The following is a 12,254-nucleotide window of genomic DNA, read 5'->3' on the forward strand; positions in this document are numbered from 1 at the left end:
TTGAAATGGAAACCCGTTCAATGTGGGAGCTGGCTTGCCTGCGATGCAGGCGACTCGGGCTGACAGCTGAACCGAGTCGATCCCATCGCAGGCAAGCCAGCTCCCACAGAGGCTGAGTGAATCCGTCAGGCGGCATTGACGGTCACCCACAAGCCAGTGCGGCGGGTAATGTGGATCGGCAAGGTGCGCGCCAGGGTGTCGAGGATTTGCTGGGGGTTGTCGAGACGATACAGACCGCTCACACGCAGGCCGGCCACGGCGGGGTCGAGGCGCAAGACGCCACTGTGATACGGGCGCAGGGCTTCGATGACTTCAGCCAGGGGGCGGTCGCGCACTTGCAGGAAGCCATCGACCCACGCGGTGGCGCCGGAGGAACTGGCTTCGACCGGACCGAAGCCCGAGCGGTCGTAATGCACTTCATGGCCGGCGGCGAGCTGCAAGCGTTCGCCGCGCTGGTCGTCAATATCAACCGCGCCATTGAGCGCCACGACCTGGCCCTGCCCTTCCCGCTCGCGCACCAAAAAGCGGTTGCCGTAGGCGCGCAGCCGGGTCTGGTCGGTCTGAATCAAAAACGGGCGGTTGCGATCGCTGGCCACGTTGGCCAGCAACTCGCCTTCACGCAGGCGCACCAGGCGCTGCTGCGGGTTGAACTGGATGTCGGCGGCGCTTTGCGCATTGAGCAACAGCTCGCTGCCATCGGCCAGCGTGACGCTGCGGCGCTCGCCGGTACCGGTATGGATATCGGCCGTCAGCTCGGACAAGCCCATGGGTTTGGCTAAAAAAGCGGCGCCGACAGCCACACCCGCGCCCGCCAAGGCGATCTGCAAGACGTGGCGGCGGCTCGCTGGCGCATCCAGCGCCTGCTGCAACACTTGGCCGCTGACGCCTTGGGCCTGGGGAATCTGAAACACACCCAGCCGGGTTTCCAGTTGCTGGCACAGCGCATCGTGGCGCGGGTCAGCTGCGCGCCATTGGTGGTAGCGCTGCCAGTCCGTCGCCGTGGCCTGGCCCGAGCGCAACAGCACGTACCAGCGCGTGGCGCTGTCGATCAGTTCGTCGTTCATTCCAGGCACAGCCGCAGGCAACGGTTGAGGGCACGGGCCATGTAGTCGCTGACCGAGCGCTGGGATATGCCCAGTTCGGCGGCGATTTGCGGGTAGGTCAGGCCGTTGAGCTGGGAGAGTAAAAAGGTCGCCTTGACCTTGGCCGGCAAGCCGTCGAGCAAGTGGTCGATGGCTTGCAGCGCTTCGAGCATTTGCGCCAGGTCTTCGGGCGAGGGCGCGGCAGCGGTTTCGTCGTTGTCCAGGGCGTCTAGGTAGGCACGTTCCAGATCACGGCGCCGCCACAGTTGGTACATCAGGCGCTGGGCGATGGTGGTGAGCAAGGCGCGGGGTTGCCGGATCGGCTGTACGCCCGGCGAACTCAGCAGTTGGACAAAGGTGTCGGCGGCAATGTCTTCAGCATGCGCACGGGAATCGAGGTGGCGGTGCAAGCGGCTGCACAGCCAGTCGTAATGACTGCGGAACAATCCGCCCACGTAATCGCTGTGAGAAGTGTCGGCGCCGGACATAGTGGCTCCATCTGAGTTGGTTGCGCGTTATGTCCGGTGTTCCGGTGGGGCGATCCTAGCAAGGCCTCTTATTCTTTAATAATATTTAAAAGGTATTTTTATATAACCTTATTGAAGAACCGGATAACCTGCGTCGGCAGCTTGCCTCTGGTAGCCCAGCAATACGTGATAGTCGTCCTCATTGGCGGGAAGAACTTCACGCACGCCCAGGGTTTGAGCCACCTGCGGCAAATCCTGCAAGGCCTGGTTCATCGCCCCACGAATGCTTGCAGCCTGTTCATCAGTCAAATGCAGCGGGCCGATGTAGGGCAAGGTCGGGCTCGGCGCGCTGCGGGTGACGACGCGCAGCCCTGCGACTTCCTGCGGGGCGAACCGCGCGAGGTAGTCGAAGGTCACGCTATCGATGGCCGCCATGTCGGCAAGGCCCTCACGCAGCCAGCGCAGGCTTTCGCGGTGGGCGCCGCTGATGCCGACGCTGGCAAAGAAACGCCCGTCGCGCTGCAACGGCGCAAGGCGTTCGCGCAGCAGGTTCATGCCGCTGTTGGAATCGTGGCCGTTGATCACGCCGCGGCTGTTGTAGAACTCGGGCAGTGCGGTGCGCGGGTTGTCGTCGCGGGTCAGCAACAGGCTGCAATGTTCACCGCCGCTGCTGTGGGCCAGTTCGTAGCGCGGGCGGCCGATCACGCGTACCTGGCCGCGCAGTTGGGTCATCAGCGGGTAGCCGCAGGTTTGGGTGACGAGCAATTCGGGGGCGAGCCACAGGCCGTGCAGGTCGAGGTGGCCGGCGTCGCGGCGGCGCAGGTTCAAATGCTCGAAGATACGCGCCAGCCACAGCGCGTTGGCCTGCAGGACGGGCTCGGGCGCGACGTACATCAACAGCTCGGCGTAATGGTCGGTCATGCTCATTTCTCACGCAAAAGGGTGCCGGGGGCTGTCGATGGCCTTGAGGCCATGGCGGCCGATCAACTGCCCGTAACCCTGCACCAGGAAACCACCGCTGCGCGCCACCCACTGTTCGCGGCGCGCGTGGTAGACCGTGGGCAGTAAGTACCAGGGCAGTTTGGGCAAATCGTGGTGCACCAGGTGCAGGTTGTTGTTGAGGAACAGCCAGGTCCACGGCCAGGACGCTTCGTTGAGCACAGTGCGCTGTTCCGGCTGCGGGTGCGGGCGGTGTTCATAGTAGGAACGGATCGACGCCAGGGACAAGGCCGGCGCGGTGACCAGCAGCAGGTAATGCCACACGGGCAAGACGCTGTAGTGGGCGATGAAGCACAACATCAGCACGGTGACCGCGCCGTGGGTCAGCCACATCGGCCACACCTGGGGCAGGCGCTGGAATTCGTGGCGCGCCAGGCGGCTGATCGCCAGGGGCGCAGCGAGCAGGAAGCGGCCGAGCACGGTTTTGGTCAGCCAGTGCACGCCACGTTCAAACAATGAACTGTTGTTCCACTGCAGCTGGGTCAGGTAACGGCTTTCCGGGTCGACGCCCGGCAGGGTCAGGTCTTCGTCGTTGTGGTGCAGCAAGTGGCTGTCACGGTACAGGGTGTACGGATACCACACGGCAAACGGCGCGTAGCCGAGCAGTTTGTTGATCAGAAGGGATCGCGTGGGGTGGCCGTGGAGCAATTCATGCTGCACCGACAGCCAAAGTGTCACCAGCGGGATCAGCAACAGCGTGCTCAGCCACAGACCCAGCCAGTGGCTGCCAAGCATCACGGCGAACCAACCGGCATACACGCCGATCAACAACAGCCAGGTCGGCCACTCGGTACGGGCCATAAAACAGTCGGCCAGGGCTTCGATTTCCCGGCGTTGGGTCAGATCAAGGTAGTTGGCCATCGGCAGCTCAGAGCAGGTGTTTCCTGCTCTGTGCAATGAGGCCGGAAAATCTTGCAGATCGTTTGGTTCTAAGCTTGTAACTCAGTGACCGAACAAGCCGGTTTCGGACTTCTTGGCTTTCTTGTCGGCGCGTTTTTCATCGGCGGTCTTGGCCGGTTTCTTCTTCGCGGCTTTCTTTGAATCCATACCTTTGGCCATGATGCGTACTCCACTTAAACGGGATGTAGCATTGGGTATACCACCTATTGGGCGGCAGAAGGCGCTTATAATCCCCGACCCGTCAACGCACCTGCTGAACACCATGCCTGAATTGACTCTCGATCTGTTGGCAGAGCCCCTGTGGCCGCTGCTGAACAAGTTTTATCGCCGCCATGATTCGTCGATGAAGGCGCTCAAGGGCGGGCGTTTGTGGGTGGCGCGCGATGGCGAGATTATCGCCGGGCTGTGCCTGACGCCGGTGGTCGGCGGACAGTGGTTGACCGGGGTGTTTGTGGACCCGGCGTATCGCGGCCGGGGGCTGGCCGGGCGGTTGATTGACGCGGCCGTGGCGGAGGTGGAAGGCACGGTCTGGCTGTTGTGCCATCCGGACCTGGAAGGTATGTATCAGCGCATGGGCTTCACCCAGAACACGGTGCTGCCTCAATCGCTCAGCGAGCGTCTGGTCCGCTATAAACGCAACAAGCCGATGATCGCCATGGGCCTGAAAACCAGTGCTTAGAACCGTTGGTTAGGACCACTGCGGATAATGTGTGATCGGCCCGAACAGGGCCCGTGCTAGCCTCGCTGGCACAGTGGCCCCTTACAGGACGATCATGAAAAAGACGCTTGCAGCTCTGTCCCTCACTGCCCTCCTCGTCCCGGCCTTGAGCCAGGCAGCGGATGCGCCGATTACCGCCCAGCAATACGCCAGCGTGCTCGCGGGCAGTTGGCGCGACCCGGCCAACAGCGCGCGTGATGGCTACCGTCACCCGCAGCAAACCCTGGAGTTCTTCGGCCTGGGCGCCAAACAACGCGTGATCGAGATCACCCCCGGCGGCGGCTGGTATAGCGAAGTGCTGGCGCCGCTGCTCAAGGACCACGGGCATTACATCGCTGCCGTTCAGGCCGCCAGCACCAGCGCGTATGCCGCGACGTCCGAACAGAACCTGAAAAAGAAATTCGCCGCCGACCCGCTGCGTTACGGCAAGGCTGAAGTTGTGGAGTTTGATCCCAAGGCGCCGGTATTCGGCAAACCCGCATCAGCGGATGCCGTGCTGACCTTTCGCAATGTGCATAACTGGGTCGAGGCTGGCACCGCGCCGGCCACCTTCAACGCGTTTTACCAAGTGCTGAAACCGGGCGGCGTGCTGGGTGTGGAAGACCACCGGGCCAAGGACGGGGCGGATTTGCAAGCGATCAAGGACAGCGGCTACCTGACCACCGCGCAGGTGGTGAAACTGGCAACGGACGCCGGGTTCAAGCTGGCCGGGCAAAGTGAGGTGAATGCCAACCCGAAAGACACCAAGGATTATCCGGGCGGGGTGTGGACGTTGCCGCCGTCGCTGAGGTTGGGCGAGCAGGATAAGGCGAAGTATTTGGCGATTGGGGAGTCGGACCGGATGACGTTGCGGTTCGTCAAACCTGCAAGGTAAGCAGGCTCAACGCAAAACGAGTGTGGGAGCTGGCTGGCCTGCGATGCGGGCACCTCGGTGTGTCAGGCAGACCGAGGGGATGCTATCGCAGGCAAGCCAGCTCCCACATTTTTGACTTCATTGTGTCAGGGGGTTATTCGTCGGCAGTGGGGTCCATGTCCGGAAACATGACTTCAATAAACCCGAACTTGCTGAAGTCGGTAATCCGCGAGGGGTACAACCGGCCGATCAGGTGGTCGCACTCATGCTGCACCACCCGCGCGTGGAAACCCTCGGCCACCCGCACAATCGGCTCGCCCTTGGGGTCAAAACCCTCGTAGCGAATCTGCTGATAGCGGTTCACCGCGCCACGCAGGCCGGGCACGGACAGGCAGCCTTCAAAGCCCTCTTCCAGCACCGGGCTCAGTGGCGTAATCAAAGGGTTGATCAAAATGGTCTGCGGCACCGGCGGCGCATCCGGGTAGCGTTCGCTGGCCTCAAAGCCGAAGATCACCAGTTGCAGGTCAACGCCGATCTGCGGAGCGGCCAGGCCCACGCCGCCCACGTGCTCCATGGTCTGGAACATGTCATCAATCAATTGCCACAGCTCGGGGCTGTCGAACATTTCCGGCGGAACCGGTGGCGCGATACGCAGCAGGCGCTCGTCGCCCATTTTCAGGATTTCACGGATCATCGATCAGACTTCGTCGGTAGTGGGTTTGGAGTGGTCCCGGCCCAGGCCTGAGACGTGCTGTTTCTCATCCATGCCTGCATGTTCATCGAACTCCTTTTCCCCCGGGTCCTTGCCTTCAGCCGACATGTGTTCGATCACGGCATTCATTTCTGCACCCAGCAGTAACACGGCGGCAGAAATATAGAAGTACAGGAGCAGGACGATGATCGCACCGATACTGCCATACATGGCGTTGTAATCGGCGAAGGTTTTTACGTAATAACCGAAGCCCAGGGAGGCGACAATCCAGACCACCACGGCCAGCACCGAGCCCGGGGTGATGAAGCGGAATTTCTGCTCTACGTCAGGCATCACGTAGTACATGAGGGCCACGGCGAACATCAGCAGAATCACGATCAGCGGCCAGCGCAGGATGGTCCACAGCGTAACCACGAATTCCTGCATGCCGATCTGTCCGGCCAGCCACTCCATGACCTGCGGGCCGAGTACCATCAGCGCCGCAGCGGCGAGCAACATGCCGGCGATGCCGACGGTGTAGAAAATCGACAGCGGAAAACGCTTCCAGATCGGTCGGCCTTCCACCACGTCATAAGCGGCATTCATCGCGCTCATCATCAGGCGCACGCCCGCGGAGGCAGTCCACAGGGCGATGACGATACCCACCGAGAGCAAGCCACCCTTGGATTGCTGCAACTGGTCGATCACCGGGTTGACCTGCTCTAGCGCCTGGGGTGGCAACACCAGCTCCGATTGCATGCGCAGCCAGGTGAAGAAGTCCGGCAGGTGCAGGAAACCGATCAGGGCAATCAGGAACAGCAGGAAGGGGAACAGCGAGAACAGCATCTGGTAGGCCAGTGCCGAGGCGTAGGTAGGCATTTCGTCATCGACGAATTCCTTGACGGTGCGTATCAGCACCTGGTGTAGCTTGAGCCCGTCTAGAACCGGAAAAATCATAGCGTCTCCTTTCGCCGCAAAGAGGATGAGGTCGTGGGCGACTCAGGGGCCGTTTTCTACATCAAAAGTAGCCTACTTGGCGACTTTGAAACAATGACAGGGTTTTAGTTGCAGCGTGCGACATAAAAACGGCCATCCGTGGATGGCCGCTGGCTGCAGGTGGAAAGCCTATTTGGTGGCTTTCTTGACTGCATCCTTGGTATCGCCTACGGCCTTTTCGACCTGGCCTTTCTTTTCCTGCACCACGCCTTCAGCGCGCAGTTTGTCGTTGCCGGTGACTTTGCCGACGCCTTGCTTGATGTTGCCGACGGCTTCGTCTTTCAAACCTTTTGCCTTATCCGCTGTGCTGCCCATGGTATTTCTCCAGAAGAACAATCAAGGGTTTTGGTCATTACGTAAAGATTGACCCGGGCCGGTTCGGCAGAGTTTCAATTATTTTCAGGCTGCATTTCATCGTCGCTCGCAGGTTTGGCTTTATGTTTTGCAGCCAACCCATGAGAATGCGCGGCACATTCAGGCTATAACGCTGAATAACAGATCCCGTAGGAAGGTTATGAAACTCAATAAAGCACAGGCCATCGCCCGCAGAAACACCGAACTGGGCGGTGCCGTACTCGGCGTCAACAACTGCCATTTCACCGACCTGGACCGCAAGCGCAACATCTGGTGGTTCGACCTGCCGGTGGGCCGCATTGCCGTGGGCCAGTACGAGTGGATCCACCTGTTGATGCATAACGCCGAGACTGACCAGTTGCTGCACCTGAAGGTGCCAACCGTGTTCCTGCGCGAGAAACTCGAAGGGCTGGTGGTACGCAACGCGGGCAAGCGCAAGCCGGAGATCACCCTGGAGCTGAGCGCGGACAAGGATTCGTTCCTCAAGGATGTACGCCCGGCGGGTGCGGGCGTGAGCTTCGCGCAGTTTGCCCTGTAAGCACGCGGTTAAAAATTGTGGGAGCTGGCTTGCCTGCGATAGCGATGGGCCAGTCAACACGGGTGTAACTGATGTGCCGCTATCGCCGGCAAGCCAGCTCCCACAGTGGATTGCATTTCAATCCAGCCCATAAAAAAACCCGCAATCGCGGGTTTTTTATGGGGTTATTTTTTAAGACCGAGCTTCTTCAGCTCTTCATCACGCAACTCACGCCGCAGGATCTTGCCCACGTTGGTAGTCGGCAAGGCATCGCGGAACTCCACGGCCTTGGGCACCTTGTAGCCGGTGACGTTGGCGCGCATGTGCTCCATCACCTGGTCTTTGGTCAGGGTGGCCCCCGGCTTGACCACGATGAAGATCTTGATGTGCTCGCCGGACTTGTCGTCCGGCACGCCGATGGCGGCGCATTGCAGCACGCCCGGCAGGGTCGCCAGCACGTCTTCGAGTTCGTTCGGGTAGACGTTGAAACCGGAGACCAGAATCATGTCTTTCTTGCGATCAACGATGCGCATGTAGCCATCTTGCTGGATGATCGCGATGTCGCCGGTCTTCAGCCAGCCTTCGCTGTCGAGGATTTCGGCGGTGGCGTCTTCGCGCTGCCAGTAGCCCTTCATCACTTGCGGGCCCTTGATGCACAGCTCGCCGATTTCGCCCAGGGGCAGCTCGGTGCCGTCATCGGCGATGACTTTGCACAGGGTCGAGGGCACCGGAATACCGATAGTGCCGATCTGGGTGTACTGGATCGGGTTCACAGTGGCCACGGGGCTGGTTTCGGTCATGCCGTAACCTTCGCAGATGCCACAGCCGGTCACGTCTTTCCAGCGCTCGGCGGCCGCCAGTTGCAGGGCCATGCCGCCCGACAGGGTGACTTTCAGCGCAGAGAAATCCAGCTTGCGGAAACCTTCGTTGTTGCACAGCGCCACGAACAGGGTGTTCAGGCCAACGAACCCGCTGAACTTCCACTTCGACAGTTCCTTGACCATGGCGGGCAGGTCACGCGGGTTACTGATCAGGATGTTGTGGTTGCCGATCAGCATCATCGCCATGCAATGAAAGGTGAACGCATAGATGTGGTACAGCGGCAGCGGCGTGATCAGGATCTCGCAGCCTTCATTGAGGTTCGAGCCCATCAGCGCCTTGCACTGCAGCATGTTGGCGACCAGGTTGCGGTGGGTGAGCATCGCGCCTTTCGCCACGCCGGTAGTGCCGCCGGTGTATTGCAGCACGGCTACATCGCTGCTGGCAGGGCTGGCATCGTTGACCGGTTGGCCGTGCCCCTTGGCCAGCACGTCGTTGAATTTGATCGCCTTCGGCAAATGGTAAGCCGGGACCATTTTCTTCACGTACTTGATGACGCTGTTGATCAGCAGGCGCTTGAGGGGCGGCAACAGGTCGGCGACTTCGGTGACGATAACGTGCCTGACGCCGGTTTTGGGCACGACCTTTTCCGCCAGGTGGGCCATGTTGGCCAGGCAGACCAGGGCCTTGGCACCGGAGTCGTTGAATTGGTGTTCCATTTCCCGCGCGGTGTACAGCGGGTTGGTGTTGACCACGATCAGGCCGGCGCGGATGGCACCGAACACGGCGACCGGGTATTGCAGGACGTTGGGCAGTTGCACGGCGATGCGGTCGCCGGGCTTCAAATCGGTGTGCTGTTGCAGGTACGCGGCGAAGGCGCCGGACAATTCGTACAACTCACCGTAGGTGATGGTCTTGCCCAGGTTGCTGAAAGCCGGTTTGTTGGCGAAGCGCTGGCAGGACTGCTTCAGTACCGCCTGAATATTCGGATACTCGTCTGGATTGATGTCGGCAGCAATCCCGGCGGGGTACTTATCCTTCCAAAAGTCTTCGTTCATGGAAGCCCACTCCTCAGCGACGCGAATTCATCATCGCATTTGATGCGATTATTATTGGTGTATGTTTTTTTAAGGTGAATCTGGCGCTTTAAAGCAGGCCTAGAAGTCACAAAGCGCGCCGAGAGTAGCAGCTTTGCCAAGGGCCGCCTAGAGCCAAAAGAGGGCCCTACAGTCATAATCATGACTGTCCTACAATATTTGGTCACACTTTAAATCAGGCCAGGATAACCCAGCAAAAGGCTCTGGAATAAGGCTTTGAGGACCACAGATCACGAATGTGGGAGCTGGCTTGCCTGCGATAGCGGACCTTCAGTCGATATATCCGGTGACTGAAAGATCGCTATCGCAGTTAAGCCAGCTCCCACATTTTTGACGGTGTTTTATGTCAGGCGATGTCGCGCAATTCCCTGCGCAAAATCTTGCCCACCGGCGTCATCGGCAACGACTCGCGCAGCACGATATGCTTGGGCACTTTATAGCCGGTGAAGTTGGCCTTGCAGTACGTCTTCAACTCCTCAAGGCTCACGCCCTGGGCCCGCGCCACGACAAACAGCTTCACCGCTTCGCCCGTGCGCTCATCCGGCACGCCGATCACGGCGCAGTTGGCTACGGCCGGGTGCGCCATCACCACGTCTTCGATTTCGTTGGGGTACACGTTGAAGCCCGACACGATGATCAAGTCTTTCTTGCGATCGACAATGCTGACAAAACCATCGACATCGATCACCGCAATGTCGCCGGTCTTGAGCCAGCCTTCGTCGTCCAGGGTTTCGGCGGTGGCCACCGGTTGCTGCCAGTAGCCCTTCATCACCTGCGGCCCCTTGATGCACAGCTCGCCACGCTCGCCCAAAGGCAACTCGCGGCCTTCATCATCGATAACCTTCATCGCCGTGCCCGGCACCGGAAGGCCCACCGTTCCCAGCCGTGATTGACTGCCGTAAGGGTTGGTGCTGGCCACCGGCGAGGTTTCAGTCAGGCCGTAGCCTTCGCCAATGGAGCAACCGGTCACCGCCTTCCAGCGCTCAGCCGTGGCCTTGACCAACGCCGTGCCGCCGGAGTTGGTGATTTTGAGGTGGGAAAAATCCAGGGTCTTGAAATCCGGGTGATCCATCAGCGCGACGAACAGCGTATTCAGCCCGAGCAGGCCAGAGAACCGCCACTTTTTCAGTTCCTTGATAAAGCCGCCGATGTCCCGCGGGTTGGTGATCAGCACGTTGTGGTTGCCGGTCACCATCATGCACATGCAATTCGCCGTGAAGGCATAGATGTGGTACAGCGGCAGCGGCGCGATCATCACCTCCTGCCCTTCCCTCACGAGCGGCTGGCCGTCGTCGGCGACCTGGGACATGCACGCTCGCGCCTGCTGCATATTGGCCACAAGGTTGCCGTGGGTGAGCATCGCGCCCTTGGCCAGGCCCGTGGTGCCGCCGGTGTATTGCAGCACGGCGATATCATCCAGGGTCACCGGGTGGCGGGTCACGGCCAGGCCTGCCCCCATGCGCAGGGCGCGCTTGAACGACACGGCGCGTGGCAGGCTGTAGGCAGGGACCATTTTCTTGACCTTGTCGACCACCGTGTTGATCAGCCAGCCTTTGGCGGCGGGCATGAAGTCGCCCATTTTGGCTTCGATCAGGTAGTCGATCTCGGTGTCGGCACACACTTCCTGCACCCGTGAACCGAACAGGTTGAGGTACACCAGCGCACGCACCCCGGCGTCCTTGAACTGGTGGCGCATCTCGCGCGGGGTGTACAGCGGGTTGGTGTTGACCACGATCAGCCCGGCGCGCAGCGCGCCGAACACGGCAATCGGGTAATGCAGCACATTGGGCATCTGGACCGCGATGCGCTCGCCCGGCTTGAGGTCGTGTGATTTTGCAGGTAACCGGCGAACGCCGCACTCTGGCGCTCAAGCTCGGCGTAGGTCAGGTGATGCCCATGTTGCTGAACGCCGGACGGTCGGCAAAGGCCTTGCAGGAACGCTCGGAACACTTCGATGACGGACTTGTAGGTGCTCAGGTCGATGTCATTGGGAACGCCCGCGGGCGCGTTTGTCATTCCAAAAATCAGGTTGCATTATTCTTGTCCTCTTACCTGAGTGTGTCCGGCCGCTTTTTCGTCCGCTATAAAAAGCGGAGCTTTGGGACGTTAGCAGCTATCACCAAACAGGCAAATACGCCCAACTGTGTCATTTATTGTATGAATCTTGCCCTAACGTGTAGGCAGATACCCCGCCCCCTGACGGATGAGCTATACACTGCATCGACCCCGAGCAAAGGAAGCGCCATGAACCACAGCACCTTCTGGCTGACCGCGAACGACCACACCCGGCTGTACGTCAATCAATGGCTGCCGGAAGGCCCTGCCAGGGCGATGATCATGCTGTCCCACGGTATGGCCGAGCACAGTGGCCGCTATGGGCGTCTGGCCGAGGCGCTGTGTGCTGCCGGTTACGGCTTGTATGCGCTGGACCAGCGTGGCCATGGCCGCACCGCCGACGAAGGCACGCTGGGGTTGTACGCTGAAAAGGATGGCTGGAACAAAGTCGTGGGCGACCTCGCCAGCCTCAACCAGCACATCGCGCACCAAGCGCCTGGCCTGCCGATCATCCTGCTGGGGCACAGCATGGGCAGCTATATCGCCCAGGCGTATTTGCTGCACCACAGCGCCAGCCTGAACGGGGCGATCCTGAGCGGTTCGAATTTCCAGCCGGTCGCGCTGTACCGCGCAGCCGAGTTGATTGCCCGCATTGAGCGCGCACGCCAGGGGTTGCGCGGGCGCAGTGCGCTGATCGACTTTCTGT

At 60.5% G+C, this 12,254-nt stretch carries 12 protein-coding genes and 1 pseudogene; 4 read left to right on the top strand and 9 right to left on the bottom strand.

Annotated features, from left to right (window positions below):
• Positions 1–125: 125 nt before the first annotated feature.
• From ATI14_RS31030 to ATI14_RS31045, 4 genes are all read right to left on the bottom strand, one after another.
• The gene (locus ATI14_RS31030) at positions 126–1,064 is read right to left on the bottom strand and encodes a FecR domain-containing protein (RefSeq protein ID WP_016973114.1); all 939 of its coding nucleotides are present in this window, start codon (positions 1,062–1,064) and stop codon (positions 126–128) included.
• Positions 1,061–1,570: a sigma-70 family RNA polymerase sigma factor gene (locus ATI14_RS31035; RefSeq protein ID WP_016973113.1), complete on the bottom strand. Its 510-nt coding sequence runs from the start codon at positions 1,568–1,570 to the stop codon at positions 1,061–1,063. Before ATI14_RS31035 ends, ATI14_RS31030 begins: the two co-directional genes overlap by 4 nt.
• 108 nt (positions 1,571–1,678) lie before the next feature.
• Positions 1,679–2,470 (bottom strand): phosphate/phosphite/phosphonate ABC transporter substrate-binding protein, encoded by a 792-nt coding sequence (locus tag ATI14_RS31040; RefSeq protein WP_016973112.1) that lies wholly within the window; start codon positions 2,468–2,470, stop codon positions 1,679–1,681.
• Between the two features lie 9 nt (positions 2,471–2,479).
• On the bottom strand, positions 2,480–3,409 hold the full coding sequence (locus ATI14_RS31045; RefSeq protein WP_016973111.1) for a fatty acid desaturase: 930 nt from the start codon (positions 3,407–3,409) through the stop codon (positions 2,480–2,482).
• 301 nt (positions 3,410–3,710) lie between these two features.
• Between ATI14_RS31045 and ATI14_RS31050 the strand changes: the two genes are divergently transcribed.
• Both ATI14_RS31050 and ATI14_RS31055 read left to right on the top strand, forming a co-directional pair.
• On the top strand, positions 3,711–4,127 hold the full coding sequence (locus tag ATI14_RS31050; protein WP_031320201.1) for a GNAT family N-acetyltransferase: 417 nt from the start codon (positions 3,711–3,713) through the stop codon (positions 4,125–4,127).
• A gap of 94 nt (positions 4,128–4,221) precedes the next feature.
• Positions 4,222–5,040: a class I SAM-dependent methyltransferase gene (locus ATI14_RS31055; protein ID WP_016973109.1), complete on the top strand. Its 819-nt coding sequence runs from the start codon at positions 4,222–4,224 to the stop codon at positions 5,038–5,040.
• A 133-nt stretch (positions 5,041–5,173) separates the two neighbouring features.
• On the opposite strand, the gene def is transcribed toward ATI14_RS31055, so the two are convergent.
• The 3 genes from def to ATI14_RS31070 form a co-directional block, all read right to left on the bottom strand.
• Positions 5,174–5,713, bottom strand: a complete 540-nt coding sequence (gene def / locus ATI14_RS31060) for a peptide deformylase (RefSeq protein ID WP_017255449.1) — start codon at positions 5,711–5,713, stop codon at positions 5,174–5,176.
• A gap of 3 nt (positions 5,714–5,716) precedes the next feature.
• Positions 5,717–6,667 (bottom strand): YihY/virulence factor BrkB family protein, encoded by a 951-nt coding sequence (locus tag ATI14_RS31065; RefSeq protein ID WP_016973107.1) that lies wholly within the window; start codon positions 6,665–6,667, stop codon positions 5,717–5,719.
• A gap of 168 nt (positions 6,668–6,835) precedes the next feature.
• Positions 6,836–7,021 carry a CsbD family protein gene (locus ATI14_RS31070; RefSeq protein ID WP_016973106.1) on the bottom strand — a complete coding sequence of 62 codons (186 nt, stop codon included), beginning with the start codon at positions 7,019–7,021 and terminating at the stop codon, positions 6,836–6,838.
• A 199-nt stretch (positions 7,022–7,220) separates the two neighbouring features.
• Between ATI14_RS31070 and ATI14_RS31075 the strand changes: the two genes are divergently transcribed.
• Positions 7,221–7,598 (top strand): hypothetical protein, encoded by a 378-nt coding sequence (locus ATI14_RS31075; protein ID WP_016973105.1) that lies wholly within the window; start codon positions 7,221–7,223, stop codon positions 7,596–7,598.
• A gap of 164 nt (positions 7,599–7,762) precedes the next feature.
• Here the strand turns inward: ATI14_RS31075 and fadD1 are convergent, their stop codons facing one another.
• Together fadD1 and fadD2 are read right to left on the bottom strand one after the other, a co-directional pair.
• Entirely contained in the window at positions 7,763–9,454 is a 1,692-nt protein-coding gene (fadD1, locus tag ATI14_RS31080; protein WP_016973104.1) for a long-chain-fatty-acid--CoA ligase FadD1, read from the bottom strand.
• 385 nt (positions 9,455–9,839) lie between these two features.
• Positions 9,840–11,528 (bottom strand): annotated as a pseudogene (fadD2, locus tag ATI14_RS31085) (long-chain-fatty-acid--CoA ligase FadD2).
• 209 nt (positions 11,529–11,737) lie between these two features.
• Here fadD2 and ATI14_RS31090 point away from each other — a divergent pair.
• A partial coding sequence (locus ATI14_RS31090; protein ID WP_157814516.1) for an alpha/beta fold hydrolase occupies positions 11,738–12,254 on the top strand: 517 nt, incomplete at its 3' end.

It is taken from the genome of Pseudomonas tolaasii NCPPB 2192 (assembly GCF_002813445.1).
GTDB classification, from domain to species: domain Bacteria; phylum Pseudomonadota; class Gammaproteobacteria; order Pseudomonadales; family Pseudomonadaceae; genus Aquipseudomonas; species Aquipseudomonas tolaasii.